Source organism: Rheinheimera sediminis, from assembly GCF_004005375.1.
GTDB lineage: Bacteria > Pseudomonadota > Gammaproteobacteria > Enterobacterales > Alteromonadaceae > Pararheinheimera.
Window position 1 is genome coordinate 1 of the sequence record NZ_RZUF01000010.1, and the last position, 15,998, is coordinate 15,998.

Below are 15,998 nucleotides of genomic sequence, written 5' to 3' on the forward strand. Positions count from 1 at the left end.
CATTGACCGCATAAGAGTAATTCACCCTGTTACCACCAGGATAGGTCAGGCTGGTGACACGGCCCACAGTGTCGTAACCCCAGGTGGTCACATCATTCCAGCTGCTAACATAGTTGGCTGCCAGAGTGGTTTGAGTTTGGCTGCTTAATAAACCCCATTCATTAAACTGGTAACTGGTGGAGCCACTGTCGTTATTTACTTTATTCAGTTTACCTTTAGCGTAAGCACCTTCGTCATAAGTCCAGAGGGCCAGGCTGCCATTACTTTTGTATTGAATTCGCCCAACAGCATCATAGTCATAAACTGCCTGTACGCCACGGGCATCTGTGCTGTTGGATACGCAAACCGTCTCGTTGTATCTGTTTACCGCCGCGACTAAATCAGTAACCACCGCATTGCAGGGCGCCGCCAGACAACTCCGCATAAAAAACTCCCGTCTGGTGGTGGTACGCGCTGCACGCAAGGAAACGCCGCCAGCCAGATAACGTGACCATAGCATATAAGGCTCAACAGCATCGTGCGCTGTTGTTGTAGTCCAATTCATTGCTCATTCGTCCTTGTGTTACTCGCATGCACCACCTAAGCACAGAGGGCAAAATTGTGGTGATTGGATACTGTGTTTACCTTTAATTTACTTAGTCATTTCTTGTTAATCAATTATTTTCTTTTGTTTCTTTTTTTGGTTGTAAATCAGGTGAGGAACAGAATTTTCTACTTTTAATGAATCTCGCAATCTCTGTTTTGTAGCATCATGAAATCTCCATTTCAGGGAGCGGGATTGGAGGGGCTGTGTTGTTAGATAACTTCAGTTGGTTATTTGGATTTTTCAGAAAGCGAGGCGTATGTTTTACGTCGTCTTTTAGATTGGTTTTAGTTTTAAATGATCCGAGGAAAATTATAGACTTAGGGTGTCACCCAAAAAACACTTACAGGTTGTTGGTATTGAAATTCAGGCACTTTATGTCCGATGTGGTGGAGATTACTGTGGCTTTTTGATGAACTGCTGCTGTGAAATTGATATGACAACGAAAACGCAAATAAAAAAACGGCAACCGAAGCTGCCGTTTTCTAATGCCAGATATTAATGAAGTTTAGTGACGGAAATGACGCACGCCAGTGAAGATCATCGTCATGCCATGCTCATCTGCAGCAGCTATCACTTCTGCATCACGCATAGAGCCACCTGGCTGGATCACGGCTTTGATACCTGCAGCTGCTGCGGCATCAATACCATCGCGGAACGGGAAAAACGCATCTGATGCCATGACTGAACCTTTGACTTCCAGGTTCTCGTCAGCAGCCTTGATACCGGCGATTTTAGCGCTGTAGACTCGGCTCATCTGGCCTGCACCCACCCCAATAGTCATGCTGTCGTTGGCATACACAATGGCGTTCGATTTCACGTACTTCGCCACTTTCCAGCAGAACAATAAGTCACGTAATTCTTCTGCTGTAGGCTGGCGTTTGGATACGACTTTTAAGTCATCCAAACCGACCATTTTCTGGTCACGGTCTTGCACCAACACACCACCGTTAACACGTTTGATATCAAAACCAGTAGTTTTGCTGTCCCACTCGCCACAGACCAATAAACGCACGTTGGGTTTGCCTGATACCACAGCAGCTGCTTGAGCTGTAGCGCTTGGCGCAATAATCACTTCAACAAACTGACGGCTGACAATAGCTTCGGCAGTTTTGGCATCTAATTCGCGGTTAAAAGCGATAATGCCACCAAAAGCAGAGGTTGGGTCTGTTTTGTAAGCGCGCTCATAAGCGGCCAGAATGTCGTCGCCAATAGCTACACCACAAGGGTTAGCGTGTTTAACGATCACACAGGCGGGTTCGTCGAATTCTTTCACACACTCTAAAGCGGCATCTGTGTCAGCGATATTGTTGTACGACAGCTCTTTGCCCTGCAGCTGAGTGGCGCTGGCAACACTAGCTTCCTGAATGCTGTTTTCTACATAAAATGCCGCGCTTTGGTGGCTATTTTCACCGTAACGTAAGTCTTGTTTTTTCACAAACTGAGTATTAAAAGTGCGTGGGAATTTGCTTGGTTTAGCTTCGTCGTCGCCATAGGCCGCTAACATGGTGCCGAAGTAGTTGGCAATCATACCGTCGTACTGAGCTGTATGCTCAAAAGCGCTGATGGCTAAGCTAAAGCGGGTGGCATGAGTGGTAGAGCCGGCGTTGGCCGCCATTTCTGCTAAGACTTTGTCGTAATCAGCTGCGTTGACCACAATAGTCACGTCGTTATGGTTTTTCGCTGCTGCACGCACCATAGTTGGGCCGCCGATGTCGATGTTTTCAATGGCGTCTTCTAAAGTACAACCCGCTTTGGCCACAGTGTTAGCGAATGGATACAGGTTCACCACTACTAAGTCGATAGGATTGATATTATTGGCAGCCATGACAGCTTCATCCATACCACGGCGGGCCAGAATGCCACCATGTACTTTTGGATGCAGCGTTTTCACGCGGCCGTCCATAATCTCCGGGTGACCTGTGTAGTCAGACACTTCAGTGACAGCTATGCCTTGCTCTGCCAATAACTTGGCTGTGCCACCTGTGGATAACAGTTCCACACCCTGGGCGGCTAAAGCACGGGCAAATTCAACTATACCGGTTTTATCTGACACGCTTAATAAGGCGCGACGGATTGGACGAGCTGCGTTCATTGGATCATTCTCCGCTGTAATGGTTAATTCGGACCAGCACTGCTGTGGTTCACAGCTTTTGGATAACACACAAAGCCAGGACATAAGCATAGAGAAAAAAGGCTTTGCTGTATCGCCGGGATTAGCTGGTGAAATCCCTTATTTATTCAACGTATTCTTTAAGTCCCATCCGCTAAGCTATTGACGTTGCAGCTAGGCGGCAAGGGATAGAGACCCAGGGAGCATAGTTTACTATGTGACCTGGGCGAAAGCCCGCAGCCAACAACGCTGCAGCGTCAAGAGCGACGCGGAAAAGAAAAAAGCACCCTAAGGTGCTTTTCACTGCGGGACTCCTCCCGCGGGGGCATTAACTCATGCCGTATTGTTTCAGCTTCTTACGCAGAGTACCGCGGTTGATGCCCATCAGGTTGGCTGCGCGGGTCTGGTTGCCGCGAGTGTATTTCATCACTTCTTCTAATAACGGCTTTTCTAATTCGGACAACACTAATTCGTACAGGTCGTTGACGTCCTGACCGTTCAGTTGTTGTAAGTAGTTCGCCACCGCTTTTTGTACCGCGTTGCTTAAAGGCTGCGGTTTTTCTTGCGTTTGAACATGGGCGTTGGTGATAAATGGCGAAGTCACGTTTTGATTAAACATTGCCTATTCTCTTTTACGTTAGGTTGCTGCTAGTAATTGCTCGAAATACACATACAAGGTATCCAGCTGCTGTTGGGCTTGCTCGATACCATTAAATTCACTGCGAAACATGCCTTCGCTGTCATGCTCAGCCAGGTACCAACCCACATGTTTGCGGGCAATACGTGAGCCAGGCACCTCACCATATAACTGGTGTAAGCCACGGACATGCTCCAGCAAAATATCCCTGACTTCAGCTGTTGAAGGCTGAGCCAAATGTTCACCTGTCTGCAGATAGTGCACCACTTCACGAAAAATCCAGGGTCTGCCCTGAGCGGCCCGGCCAATCATGACCGCGTCTGCTCCGGTATAGTCCAATACAAATCTGGCTTTTTCCGGCGTGGTGATATCGCCATTGGCAATCACCGGGATAGACACATTTTGTTTAATAGCGCGGATTGTGTCGTACTCCGCCTCTCCTTTATACATACAAGCTTTGGTGCGGCCATGAACCGCTAAAGCCACAATGCCGTTGTCCTGCGCTATTTGCGCTATCTGTACGCCATTTTTATGTTCGGTGTCCCAGCCAGTACGGATTTTTAAGGTCACAGGTACTGATACTGCCTGAACTACGGCCTGAACAATCTGCTGAACTAAATCCGGATACTGTAATAGCGCCGAACCAGCCAGTTTTTTATTCACCTTTTTTGCCGGACATCCCATATTGATGTCGATGATTTGGGCGCCATGTTCAACGTTAAACACGGCAGCTTCAGCCATCTGATCTGGATCTGAGCCGGCAATTTGCACCGAGCGAAGACCAGATTCGTCCTGGTGAGTCATACGATTTAGCGATTTTTCACTTTGCCAGACCAAAGGGTTGCTCGACATCATTTCTGATACAGCTAAACCTGCACCAAAACGACGGCAAAGCTCACGAAAAGTGTAATCCGTCACTCCGGCCATAGGAGCACAAATTACGTTGTTCGTTAATTGATATGGACCTATGCGCACCGCTAAAACCAAGGCTCTACCCTAAAGGGGCGCTAAGTTTACGGATTTTTGCCAACAATGCAAAGGTTATTATTTAAACAAAAGTATAAATTTATAGGGGGTTGCTGGGTTGACAATAGCTAAACGTCTGAAAACTAGACTTTCTGAAAAGCAAAACCCAATAAAATCAGGGGTAGGCTTTGCAGATAATTGTATAGCTGTTGTTTTTGTCACCAACTGCTTCACTTCAGCTTTGAAAAAAGCTGTTACGAAAGAAGTCAACGCTTTTCGTCAGTGAAGTTTGTTGGCTTCCCCCCTGTTGTGTAAACTAGTGGTGTAAGATAAAGACCTGATCTTAAAAGGAGAAGCAGAATGAATAAGTGGATACTTGCAGCATTGTTAAGCCTGAGTAGTGGTCTGTCGATAGCCGAAATTTTGGTAAAAGACGTCACCATTCGGGAAATGTTACCGGGACGCAGCATGACCGCAGGTTATTTTAGTCTGAGTAATCAAAACAGTCTGGACACAGAACTTGTTGCAGCCAGCAGCCCACACTTTGGCTCTATCGAACTGCATCAACATACTCACAAAGATGGCATGATGAAAATGGAGCAGGTTCAGTCTGTAAAAGTTGGCGCAGGCAAGGACGTCGTTTTTCAGCCTGGTGGTTTACATCTGATGTTATTTGATGCCAAAGCCCCTGTCAGCACAGGGCAGCAGATCCCTTTACGTTTAGAGTTTAAAGACGGCCATATCATCGAAGTTCAGGCGAAGGTCAGCGCAATACCAACCCATTAGGAGTACTAAAGTGAACAGATTCAGGATTGTTAGTCTAGCCATGCTGTTCTTTTTTATTCTGGGATACGGCACAGCCTGGTGGGCCAGTAGCGAACCAGAGCAGTTTGATGTGAAAGACGTATCGGCTGCGCTTAGTCCTGAGCATAAGCAAACTGTGGGTTACACCACCACAAGTTCACTTATTCGGGTGCTGGAAACCTTGTTGAGCAAAAATGGTGGTTTTATCAGTAATGACGTAACACCGCCATTCTCGCTGCTCGATAATATGCCGGCTTGGGAGCTGGGTGCTTTGGAAATGTCGCGCGACTTAGCTTTGGCGCTGCGTAAGGATTTAAGTCGTTCTCAATCACAGTCTATTGAAAATCAATACTTAAAACTGGCGCAGCCTATGTTGAATATTGATCACCGTAGCTGGGCTGTGCCTGCAGCTGAAGCTGAATATGGCAAAGCCATTGAGCAGTTAGCTCTGTACCGTGCAGCTTTATTAGACCCCGCCAAGACTGATAGTCAGTTTTACACCAGGGCGGATAATTTACGTGATTTACTGAAAAACGTCGAAAAACGCTTGGGTAGCTACAGCCAGCGCCTCAGTGTCAGTGTAGGCCAAGACAGGCTCAATACAGATTTAGCTGGCGATAGCAGTGCCAGACAGTCCACTGCAACGGCGGAATCCAGCCGGATTAAAACCAGTTGGTGGAGTATTGACGATGAATTTTATGAGGCCCGTGGAGCCTGCTGGGCTTTGTTACATTTCCTAAAAGCGATAGAATTGGACTTCGCTGAAGTTCTGACCAATAAAAATGCCATGATTAGTTTAAGGCAAATTATTCGTGAACTGGAAGCGACCCAAGAGCCGGTTTGGAGTCCGATGATTCTGAATGGCCGCGGCTTTGGATTTATGGCAAATCACAGTCTGGTGATGGCGAATTACATTTCCAGAGCCAATGCCGCTCTGTTGGATTTAACTGAATTACTAGCGCAAGGATAAAGCATGAAAAAGTCTGTAGTGAGTATGGTATTTGTCGCAGCTTTGGCTGCTCCATTGGCAATGGCAGACACTGTTGCTGGCCTTTACATTGGGGCCGATTTGCATTTCGCGGAAGCAAAAGGTGGTTTTGGTCAAACTGGTAATCAGCAAGGCTTTAGTTTCGAGGATGAAAAATTAAGCAGCTTTTATGTGAAAGTTGAACACCCTGTGCCTTTTTTGCCAAATATTAAGCTGCAGCGTAACGGCCTGAGTTCAAATGGCAACACCAGCTTAAGTCGGACTTTTGAATTTGATGATCAAATCTTTGCTATAGGGACTCAGGTTGATCAGGATGTTGATTTGTCCAATCTAGACGCCACTTTTTATTATGAAATTCTGGACAATGACTTAGTGAGTCTGGATTTAGGTATTACAGCTAAATACATAGATGGCGATATTAGTGTGGCCACTGCAGGCAGAACTGCAACGCAAGACTTGTCTGCGGTTATCCCTATGGGATACGCCTATGGTAGTTTTGGCTTGTTGGGTACTGCGACTAAAATTTACACTGAAATAAATTATGTCAGCTACGACGGTAGTACATTATCCGATATGCAAGTGGGTCTTGCCTATAAGTTGGTGGATTCACTGGCTGTGGATCTGTCGTTAAAAGCCGGTATCAAACAGACTAAACTTGAGCTGGATGATATTGACAACATCGACGCAGATTTAACCTTCGATGGCGCTTTTGTTTCCGCAGAATTGCATTTCTAAGACCTGAAAGCATTATGAGGTAGACCTGACCCAAAGCAGAATAACTATTGTTCTGCTTTGAGGTCCGGCTTATAGTGCACTTCAGGGATATCAGGGTTCAATTAACATGACGTTAAAAGCTAAACTAGGTCTGGTGTTAGGGTCTATTGGCCTTATTGTGGTCTGTCTTTACGCCTCAGCGCAATTGCAACTACGTCACGAAACTTTAGTCAGAGTGCAGGCTGAGCAGCAGTTGCTGATGAGTTTGTCTTTGATGGTTGAACCTTTTTTAATACAAAATAAAGTGGAACAGGTTAAAGGTCACCTGTTGGCGACTAGTTTTTCCAGTACTCTACCTATCAAAGCTATTTTGGTGTATCAGGCCGATGGTAATTTATTTGCGGCTACTCAATTTCCCCGTGAATTATTGAATTTCAGCCCAATCCGAGATGAAACTGGACAAAAAGCGCTACAGGATGGTTCAGTATTGATGTGGTCTACTGTAATGGTTACTCCTGTCAGTATGAGCTATTTTGATACAGCCAAAGTGGCTGCAGAAGGCAGTACCTTAGGCTATGTCGCTATTCAAATTTCTCCACTTCGTCTGTCGCAACTTTGGTGGTGGCAAAGTGGTTTATGGGGTTTTGCTTTATTTATTATTCTTGCGTTAGCTCTGATGTGGCAAAGGCGTATTTTCAAAACCCAACATCTACGCTGGCAAGGTTTTTTGCGGCAACTCAGGTCATTAACGCCGACTAAGGCTGATGGCAAAAAATTGGCAGACTTTGACTGCGATGAGCTGAGCTTATTATTTCGCTCGCTTTGTCTGCAGCAGCAACAACTGCAGCTACAACTAGAGCAACAAGGGCAGGAACAGCAAGAGAAAGGAAAAAGCCAAATCTCAGCTTGCGAGCAACTTGAAATTAGCTACCAGCAGCAGTTAGCCAGTTTGAACGCAAAGTTGAAGGTCAGTGAGGCACAACTCAGGCAATGGCAACAGCTTTGTGTGTTGGAGCGGGCAGGGCAATCAAAACAACAATCTCAACTGCTGTACTGGTTGTTAAAGCAGGATTTGTTGGAAAATACTCCTTTGCAACTGCAATCTGTATGGTTTCCACAGTGGCTGGCGCAACAAATGCAACTATGGCAACAGGAATTCGAACTGGCGGACGTCTCCTTTGTGCTGATTGAAGATGCGGCATTAAGTTTGTTGGACTTGCAGTTTTATGCCGAACATACCTCAGAATTACTGAAGCAAATGCTCTGTTTGATCCTGCAGGATATTAAGCAGCAGGAGCTGAATTTGTCTATTAACTTGCAGGCTTTCTCCGATAACAAGCTTTTGCTGCAGTTTGATCATGCCGGCCAGAGTAAAACTATACAGCAGGTGCTTAGTGTATCAGAGGGCACGAGCAGTGACGTATTGCCGAAACTTTGTGCTAACTTGTTGGCTCGGCTGGATGCCAGGTTGTCTATTTCTGCGTTAGAAGATTTGGGCTGCTCGGTGCGACTCGAATTGCCTTTAACCTCAGTTACAGTTAAAGATATGCCCATGTACCAGACAGCAATTTATCTGGACAGCAACAGCATGCGGGCGGCAGTGTTAAAGCAAAGTCTTTATTCAGTAGCTGAACAAGTAATTTGTGTGCAACAACCGCAGCAACTCAGAGCTGAGTTGCAGAACCGTTTGATTGATTTAGTTTTGATACAACTGCCCCCACCCGAAGTCGCACTTGAAATGACTCAGTACCTGAGTGAGATTTCAGCGCGTAGCCAATTACTGGCATTCTGCGATAAAACAGACCAGTCTTATTGGGCTAGTAAGCTCAGCTGTACAGTATTAACTAACCCGATCTTATCTGCAGATATTCGCCAGCATCTTAGTAGCGCTGCCAAAAATAACTGCCTGCGATTGCTGGTAGTTGATGACAATAAGACCAACCTGACTTTTGTCAAAGCTATGCTAAGTCAGCAGGAATTTGAGGTCGATACGGCGGAAAGCGGTGCTGAGGCCATCAGGCTTGCAAAAGGCAATAGATATCAGTTGATCCTTATGGATATTCAACTTCCTGATATGTCTGGAATTCTGGCCACCCATATGATTAGGCAATTACCGCAGCATCAGCACACTATGATCATGGCGTTTACGGCTCACGCCTTACCTGATGAGATCACAGAGTTCCATCAGGCGGGTATGAATGATGTAGTGATCAAACCCTTAGATACACAAAAAGTGGCGGATTTGATCAGACGATGTCAGCAGCTTAATCTTCAAAGTCTAACACCTGGTTGAACAGTTGTTTCATAGCCTGCAAATAGGCAGGGTTAGCCTGGCTGTTCAGTAGAGGCAATAACTCAAAGCCGACAGCGGTAAATTTATAGTATTGCAGCACCACTCCTGAGTACTTGGCTTTAACGCTGAGTTGATGCTGATGGTACTGCAACTGTAAAGGTTGATCCGGGATCAGTTCGCCGCTTTCTATTTCACTTTGATGTAAAAGATTTAAATCAATCAAACTCAAAATCTGTGGAAAGGTCAGGCCGAATTGGCTCAGATTCAATAATGCTCTGCTGCGTCCAGTCAGAATCTGCCAAATCGACGGTTTACGCACATAACCAAAATAAATTTGTCCACTTTCTTGCATTCGGACTCTGCAGGTCAGGCTGGCAGCTTTTTGCAGAGCCAGCGCTTCTTTAAAACTCATGCGTTGTAACAAAAATAAGGTTTTCAAGGAAAAACTACCGGGTTGGCCAATTTCTCCTGCCAGTATTTTAGCCCAGAGCTGCTGCATGGTTTGATTGGATATATTCAGTACCAAATCGCAATACTGCTGAAACCAGTCAGGATCAACTTCTATGTCTGCCACATGCTCGGGGCAATAATCCAACGCCAGCGCCATTATTTTTTCTAAGTTACTTTGTTGCCGCTCTTTGTGCATACGTTCGCGCCGCTCAGCCCTTTGCTGCAGACTAGGTCCGTTAAAACCAGTCTCAGCAATGATTGGCACACCAGATCGCTGTGACAGACGTTGATGGCGCTGATTAAATTCGCTACTTTGAACAGTGGCAGTCAGGTCCTGGCTGTCTTGACTGGTTTTGCTGACAAATTCATGACCGAGCTGGCTACGAGCCAATTGCAGTAAACGCTGGTGTCCCCGGCCTGCTGATACTTTCTGCATCAATCCTCCTGATGGTGACAGATCTCATCGCTGGATTCTCACCATAGCGTAAAAAAATGACTACTAGTCTAAAAGAAGTTTGTAAAATTTTTAACATTATGATTTAAAAAGATTTTAATAAAATTAATTGCTTTTTTTGCGCTAGGGTATAGTGTAGATAAACTGGATTAAAAGCTTACAATGGATAGCGACAGAGGCGGCGCTTATTGCCAAAGCTGATTCAGGGGACATGCCCAGGTACATTCTCAGGTCATTTGCAGTTTTAGCATGGCGCAGCGAGCATAGCTGCAGCTTCAAGGACTATGGGTATATACTAGTATTTATGCAATAGTGCCTTGATATGCTGTCAAAAAGTAGTTCCTCTATAGCTGATGTAATAAAGGTCGGAGCATGGTGTCAAAAGCAGCAGATGATGATTTTCTGTTCCTCGCAGAAGACGAAGCAGATTCGGAAGCGGAAACACAATCCAATGGTGAATGGCACCTGCTGATTGTTGATGACGACGAAGAAATTCACACGGTCACAAAACTGGCCTTGTCAGACTTATTGGTTTTAGACCGTAAGCTGATTTTCCACCATGCATTTTCAGGCAAAGAAGCGTTGAAGTTTTTGGTGGGTAACCCTCACATAGCCGTTATTTTGCTTGATGTTGTGATGGAGTCTGATGATGCAGGTCTAAAAGTAGTTCAGCAGATCCGCGATGAATTAAAAATGGATGAAGTGCGTATTGTACTGCGTACAGGTCAACCAGGTTATGCTCCGGAAGAGAGTGTGATCAAAGAATATGATATCAATGACTACAAAACAAAAACCGAATTAACCCGCAACAAGCTGGTTACAGCTATTATTTCGTCCATTCGTAGCTATCAACAAATTCGGACTATTAACCAGAATCGTATTGGTTTACAGAAAATTATCAATGCCGGCGCTAATTTGCTGGAGCAACATTCTTTACATGAGTTTTCTGAGGGAGTAGTGACTCAGATCTCTTCGCTGATTGGTTTACATGCGGAGGGAGTATTATGCGCTCAGATTGAAGATGATGGCACTAGCAGTGAGAACATCTATGTTTTAGGCGCCGCAGGGCATTATGCTCCTTATATTAAGTGCAAGTTAGAGCGGTTAAATAACAACAGAATTATTCAGCAAATTACCACTTGTCTGGCAGAGCGCCGCCACATTTTTACTGAAAAAGATACAGTGCTCTATCTTGGCAATACTGATCATGCAGCTGCAGTTTATATAGAAACCAATAGGCCTGTAGAAGATTTTGATCGTCAGTTAATAGAAGTATTTTTAAGCAATATCTCTATTGGTTATGAAAACGTGACTTTGTTTCAGCAGCTTAAACATGCTGCTTATATTGACCCCCTGACCAAAACTCCAAACCGCAATGAATTTACTTCCTTACTGCAGGAAACCAGACGTCTCGATCCTGAATTAAATGTGGCCGTGCTGATCGATATCGACCATTTTTCTGACGTGAACGATGGTTTAGGTCAGGAAACCGGTAATGAGTTGCTGATAGCGGTCACACACAGGCTGGTGGCGCAATTTGGTGAGATAGCGCAGATTGGGCGTATTGGTGCCGATGTTTTTGGGTTGATTGGGCCTGAACAGGCGTTAACTCCGGAAGCCCTCTCCAGTATTTTTGAGATGCCTTTCCAGTGTTCTGAACATTCGCTGCAAGTTAATGCGACTTTCGGTTTTTGCCGATTACGTGAGAGCGCTTTGTATGGATTAACCATCCTCAAGCACGTTTACATTGCATTAAACAGAGCTAAAAAGCATCTGGCGCAAAATTACGAGTATTACAGCGCTCAGATGGAAGAACAGATGGTTGATCGGCTGGTGATGCTAAGAAGCTTAAGATCAGACTTCCAGAAAGACAAACTACAGCTGTGGTATCAACCACAGATTTGTTTAAAAAGCGGCAAAGTGCTGGGAATGGAGGCTTTGTTAAGGTGGCCTCAGTCTGACGGCGGTTTTATTTCGCCTGCTATGTTTATTCCTTTGGCAGAATACTCAGGTCTGATTATTGAAATTGGTGACTGGGTATTGCAGCAAGCTTGTAAACAGTTACAAATTTTAAAGACAGAAGGTTTGTCGCACCTGCGGATAGCCGTCAATGTGTCGATGCCACAGTTTCGCAATCATAGATTTGTGCAGTCTGTTATAGACTGTGTAGAACGTTATCAGGTGGATCCTGCCTCGTTGGAGCTGGAAATTACTGAATCTGTAGTGATGGATGACCCAAAGATAGTGATAGATGCCTTAAACAAGCTTAAGTGTTTTGGCATTAAAGTCGCAATCGACGATTTTGGTATAGGTTTTTCATCCCTGAGTTACTTACAGCAGTTACCCTTGGACAGAATTAAAATTGATCGTGCTTTTATTCAGGACTTTGCTCGTCCCAACGGCACTTTAATCGCAGAAACTATCGTCAATCTGGGTAAAAAGCTAGGTTTAGCTTCTATAGCTGAGGGTATTGAAACTCAGGCTCAGGAAGATGCTGTGCGCGCTATGGGTTGCGAGGAGGTTCAAGGGTTTATGTATGCCAAACCTATGACTGGATTAGACTTAGTGGCATTTTTATCTAAACACTCTAAGTTTTAAAGCTGTTATAAAAAAGCCGACTATAAGTCCAATGCTGGCAAAGGGCGTTATTGCGGATAAGCCAAATTATTGGCTTATCGAAATCCCGCAGTTACCCTGACAGGGGTTGCTGAGTGCTTTGCCTTTCCTTGCTTTGGATGGTCACTTTTTTCAGACTCAGTTCCAAGACAGTGCATGCGTGTTGTTGAGGGTACAGCCTTCTGCTCCGAAAAAATAATGCCAGTCAGTTTAACTGACTGGCATTAGACTATAAGTCGGCTTTTGATTAAGAAATGTGTTGGTCTTAGCTTTTTGCAATTACAGCCAGTTGTTCGCCTAATTGCAGAAAATCTCTGCTGCTTTGCTGGCTTTGCGCTGTATGAGTAGTGATTTCTCGCATGTAATTCACCATGGCTTTGGTCAGGTGTTGCTGCTCATCTGTTGCTGTCGCAATTTCCTGATTCATCGCACAAATCTGAGAAATACTGCCAGTGATTTGCTGCAAGGAATGCCCTGCCTGATTAGCTGATTGCACACTCAGGTTCGCTTGTTCACTGCTCAACTTCATTTTCTGTACCGCATCACGGGCAGCGCTTTGCAGCTGTTCAATAGTGCGCTGAATTTGTTCCGTCGACTTTTGGGTGCGGGATGCCAGAGTTCTTACTTCATCAGCAACTACAGCGAAACCTCTGCCCTGTTCGCCGGCGCGGGCAGCTTCTATAGCGGCATTCAGTGCCAGTAGATTGGTTTGTTCAGCTATCCCTTTAATCACTTCAAGCACAGCACCAACCTGATTACTATCTTGTTCCAGCTGAGCTATAGTGGCGGAGGCTTGCTGTAAATGTATTGCCAGTTGTTCGATATTTTGCACAGTGCTTGTCACAGTATGCTGGCCTTGCTGTGCTATTTGGTTGGAATGATTGGCTGCTTCTGCTGCTAAGTTGGCGCTTCGTACTTCGTCCAACACGCTTTGGTTCATCGACTCTACCATTGTCAGCGTTTGGCCGGCTGTATGTTCTAACTGAAGCAAATGTTTTTGTTCATTTTTTACAATATGGCGAAGAGAGCTAACCAATTGTCTTATCTCTTCATTATGGTTATACGAATCTTGTTGTTGCTGCTTTAATGTAGTGAGCCACTGATTAAATTGCTCACGGGCAGGGGCTAAATCTGTGGAGCTTCCCGTACTTAATTGGAGGCTCAAATTTTTCTCCTGCACAGAACGCTTGAGGAGCAGTTGTTGTTCTGCAACGAAGCTTTGGTAGCCATGTAAAGCAGTTTGACTTAAGACCCATTGCAGCACTAGCGTTGCAGCTACAATCAGAGCAGACCAGAGCCAATGTTGCTCTGCTAATACGGTGACAATGAGTAACATACCCAGCAGAGTAGTAATACCAGACAGCACAAATTTGGTTTGTGCAGACCCAACTTCAAACAAAGCCATAAACCTTACCCCTAATTACTTCAAACAACTGCTTGAAGTGATATTTATTATTGTAATAGTGGAAATGGCTGGAACAATCAAACCAAATCTATGGTTGAAAATAACAGATTTTTACGTAAGTTTTTATCAGATTTTATGGTTTTTGAAAAAAAACAGGACTTTTGCGTGAAGCTATCAGCTGAAGAGTTATGCTGGTGAGTAAGAGTGATAGTGGGCTTGCTGTTTTGCAAAAAAACGGCACCTGAGTGCCGTTTTCACACGCAAAAAATCACTTCTGCTGAGCACGCTCAAATGAACTGACAATTTCTGCTTTGGCTTCGGCTTTATCGCCCCAACCAACAACTTTTACCCATTTGCCTGGCTCTAATTCTTTGTAACGTTCGAAGAAGTGCTGAATTTGGTTTTTCAGCAGTTCAGGCACGTCGTTCAGGTCCTGAATGTTGTCATAAATTTTAGTCAGTTTACTTACAGGTACAGCTAATACTTTAGCGTCTTCACCTGATTCATCTGCCATTTTTAATACAGCAACAGGGCGGCATTTGATCACAGCGCCAGGCACCAGTGGGTAAGGTGTTGGCACTAATACATCAACCGGGTCACCGTCCAACGACAGCGTGTGGTTTACGAAGCCATAGTTGCAAGGGTAGAACATAGGGGTAGACATAAAACGGTCAACCCAGACTGTACCGGTGTCTTTGTCTACTTCGTATTTGATCGGATCGGCATTGGCCGGAATTTCAATGATGACATTAATTTCATCTGGCAGATTTTTACCTGCGGCAACCTGACTTAAACTCATAACGCTTCCTCTGTGCTGAATTTGGCTGCCTATTATAACGGCGGCCTAAAAAATGGCTATACCCGTTGTGCTTGAAGCTGCAGCTTTGTTGCCTTCAACATACTTTTGTCCATTAGGACGGGCAGGGATAAACCCTGCGGCTACAATTTGAATTAAGCTTGATGATACTGCAGGCAGCTTTCCACTTCGTGTTTTGATCCTAAAATCACAGCGACGCGCTGGTGGATATCGACAGGCTGAATATCCATAATACGTTCAGTGCCTGTTATGCTTGCTCCACCAGCTTGCTCCACCAGAAAACTCATTGGGTTGGCTTCGTACATCAGCCGAAGTTTGTCTGGTTTGGTTGGGTCTTTTAAATCCCGTGGATAAGCAAAAATACCACCACGACACAGAATTCGGTGCACATCACCTACCATGGCGGCGATCCAGCGCATATTAAAGTTTTTACCACGAGGGCCCTCTTTGCCTTTTAACAAATCCGCTACGTAGTCTTGCATTGGGGGTTGCCAGTAGCGTTGGTTCGACATATTAATGGCAAACTCAGCTGTCACACCAGGAATGCTGACTTCTTCAGTGGTTAGCAGAAAGCCACCATAGGTTTTGTCCAGCGTATACATTTTAGTGCCTTTGCCTGTGGTCAATGCCATCATAGTGGATGGTCCATACAAGATGTAACCTGCGGCTATTTGCGCTGTACCTGGCTGCAGAAAAATGGTTGGGTCGGCCGGATCTGCTCCTTTGGGCGCTGGCAGAATAGAAAAGATAGTGCCTATTAAGCTGTTGATGTCAGTGTTGGATGAACCATCCAGCGGATCGAAAGTGACAAGGTATTTGCCAGCCGGATTGCCAGCTACAGTGCTGTCTTCCTCTTCTGACGAAATAGCCATCACCGAACCCGTTTCCAGGATCAGATCTTTAAGTAGCTCGTTGGAGATCAGATCTAGTTTTTTCTGAGTTTCGCCCTGGACGTTTTCGTTCAAGGTGGAGCCCAACACATCTGAGAGTTCACCCTGGCCGACCCGAAACGAAATTTCTTTGCAGGCTGCTACGATGCTTTTAATCAGATCTATCAGGTCTGCTTCTGCACCATCAAGACGCAGAGCTGGAGCCAATCGACGCATAATAAAATCCTTTTGTTGTGTAGGTAGAGGTAGCTTTGGCCGCAGTGTGAAT

The 15,998-nt window shown here is 45.2% G+C and carries 12 protein-coding genes and 1 pseudogene; 5 read left to right on the forward strand and 8 right to left on the reverse strand.

The annotated features are described in order from the left end of the window. The 4 genes and pseudogenes from EMM73_RS08000 to dusB all read right to left on the reverse strand — a co-directional run. Nucleotides 1-544, reverse strand: a pseudogene (locus EMM73_RS08000) (hypothetical protein); the annotation flags it as partial. Nucleotides 545-1,091: 547 nt separating this feature from the next. Further along, nucleotides 1,092-2,678 (reverse strand): bifunctional phosphoribosylaminoimidazolecarboxamide formyltransferase/IMP cyclohydrolase, encoded by a 1,587-nt coding sequence (gene purH, locus EMM73_RS08005; protein ID WP_127685929.1) that lies wholly within the window; start codon nucleotides 2,676-2,678, stop codon nucleotides 1,092-1,094. Nucleotides 2,679-3,024: 346 nt separating this feature from the next. Continuing rightward, nucleotides 3,025-3,315: a DNA-binding transcriptional regulator Fis gene (gene fis, locus EMM73_RS08010; protein WP_008897208.1), complete on the reverse strand. Its 291-nt coding sequence runs from the start codon at nucleotides 3,313-3,315 to the stop codon at nucleotides 3,025-3,027. Between the two features lie 18 nt (nucleotides 3,316-3,333). Further along, nucleotides 3,334-4,320: a tRNA dihydrouridine synthase DusB gene (gene dusB / locus EMM73_RS08015; protein WP_409994302.1), complete on the reverse strand. Its 987-nt coding sequence runs from the start codon at nucleotides 4,318-4,320 to the stop codon at nucleotides 3,334-3,336. 339 nt (nucleotides 4,321-4,659) lie between these two features. Between dusB and EMM73_RS08020 the strand changes: the two genes are divergently transcribed. The 4 genes from EMM73_RS08020 to EMM73_RS08035 all read left to right on the forward strand — a co-directional run bounded on the left by EMM73_RS08020 (nucleotide 4,660) and on the right by EMM73_RS08035 (nucleotide 9,098). Further along, entirely contained in the window at nucleotides 4,660-5,085 is a 426-nt protein-coding gene (locus EMM73_RS08020; RefSeq protein ID WP_127685930.1) for a copper chaperone PCu(A)C, read from the forward strand. 10 nt (nucleotides 5,086-5,095) lie between these two features. Beyond that, entirely contained in the window at nucleotides 5,096-6,073 is a 978-nt protein-coding gene (locus EMM73_RS08025) for a DUF2333 family protein (protein ID WP_222422630.1), read from the forward strand. Between the two features lie 3 nt (nucleotides 6,074-6,076). Further along, on the forward strand, nucleotides 6,077-6,826 hold the full coding sequence (locus EMM73_RS08030; RefSeq protein ID WP_127685931.1) for a TIGR04219 family outer membrane beta-barrel protein: 750 nt from the start codon (nucleotides 6,077-6,079) through the stop codon (nucleotides 6,824-6,826). A gap of 106 nt (nucleotides 6,827-6,932) precedes the next feature. After that, nucleotides 6,933-9,098: a response regulator gene (locus EMM73_RS08035; protein ID WP_127685932.1), complete on the forward strand. Its 2,166-nt coding sequence runs from the start codon at nucleotides 6,933-6,935 to the stop codon at nucleotides 9,096-9,098. Here EMM73_RS08035 and EMM73_RS08040 read toward each other — a convergent pair. Further along, the gene (locus EMM73_RS08040; RefSeq protein WP_127685933.1) at nucleotides 9,070-9,984 is read right to left on the reverse strand and encodes a TIGR03899 family protein; all 915 of its coding nucleotides are present in this window, start codon (nucleotides 9,982-9,984) and stop codon (nucleotides 9,070-9,072) included. The two genes, EMM73_RS08035 and EMM73_RS08040, sit on opposite strands and share 29 nt — an antisense overlap. 390 nt (nucleotides 9,985-10,374) lie before the next feature. Here EMM73_RS08040 and EMM73_RS08045 point away from each other — a divergent pair, with 390 nt between their 5' ends. After that, on the forward strand, nucleotides 10,375-12,600 hold the full coding sequence (locus EMM73_RS08045; RefSeq protein ID WP_127685934.1) for a two-component system response regulator: 2,226 nt from the start codon (nucleotides 10,375-10,377) through the stop codon (nucleotides 12,598-12,600). Nucleotides 12,601-12,883: 283 nt separating this feature from the next. On the opposite strand, the gene EMM73_RS20030 is transcribed toward EMM73_RS08045, so the two are convergent. The 3 genes from EMM73_RS20030 to EMM73_RS08060 form a co-directional block, all read right to left on the reverse strand. After that, complete coding sequence (locus tag EMM73_RS20030) at nucleotides 12,884-14,023, reverse strand: methyl-accepting chemotaxis protein (protein ID WP_127685935.1); 1,140 nt, start codon at nucleotides 14,021-14,023, stop codon at nucleotides 12,884-12,886. A gap of 268 nt (nucleotides 14,024-14,291) precedes the next feature. Then, nucleotides 14,292-14,822 carry an inorganic diphosphatase gene (gene ppa, locus EMM73_RS08055; RefSeq protein WP_127685936.1) on the reverse strand — a complete coding sequence of 177 codons (531 nt, stop codon included), beginning with the start codon at nucleotides 14,820-14,822 and terminating at the stop codon, nucleotides 14,292-14,294. A 152-nt stretch (nucleotides 14,823-14,974) separates the two neighbouring features. Beyond that, on the reverse strand, nucleotides 14,975-15,946 hold the full coding sequence (locus EMM73_RS08060) for a class 1 fructose-bisphosphatase (RefSeq protein WP_127685937.1): 972 nt from the start codon (nucleotides 15,944-15,946) through the stop codon (nucleotides 14,975-14,977). Nucleotides 15,947-15,998: the final 52 nt, after the last annotated feature.

What these genes read in the sequence shown, in the direction of transcription:
- purH (WP_127685929.1), bottom strand. Translation starts at nt 2,678, where the DNA reads ATGAACGCAGCTCGTCCAATCCGTCGCGCCTTATTAAGCGTGTCAGAT.
- fis (WP_008897208.1), bottom strand. Translation starts at nt 3,315, where the DNA reads ATGTTTAATCAAAACGTGACTTCGCCATTTATCACCAACGCCCATGTT.
- EMM73_RS08020 (WP_127685930.1), top strand. Translation starts at nt 4,660, where the DNA reads ATGAATAAGTGGATACTTGCAGCATTGTTAAGCCTGAGTAGTGGTCTG.
- EMM73_RS08030 (WP_127685931.1), top strand. Translation starts at nt 6,077, where the DNA reads ATGAAAAAGTCTGTAGTGAGTATGGTATTTGTCGCAGCTTTGGCTGCT.
- EMM73_RS08035 (WP_127685932.1), top strand. Translation starts at nt 6,933, where the DNA reads ATGACGTTAAAAGCTAAACTAGGTCTGGTGTTAGGGTCTATTGGCCTT.
- EMM73_RS08040 (WP_127685933.1), bottom strand. Translation starts at nt 9,984, where the DNA reads ATGCAGAAAGTATCAGCAGGCCGGGGACACCAGCGTTTACTGCAATTG.
- EMM73_RS08045 (WP_127685934.1), top strand. Translation starts at nt 10,375, where the DNA reads ATGGTGTCAAAAGCAGCAGATGATGATTTTCTGTTCCTCGCAGAAGAC.
- EMM73_RS20030 (WP_127685935.1), bottom strand. Translation starts at nt 14,023, where the DNA reads ATGGCTTTGTTTGAAGTTGGGTCTGCACAAACCAAATTTGTGCTGTCT.
- ppa (WP_127685936.1), bottom strand. Translation starts at nt 14,822, where the DNA reads ATGAGTTTAAGTCAGGTTGCCGCAGGTAAAAATCTGCCAGATGAAATT.
- EMM73_RS08060 (WP_127685937.1), bottom strand. Translation starts at nt 15,946, where the DNA reads ATGCGTCGATTGGCTCCAGCTCTGCGTCTTGATGGTGCAGAAGCAGAC.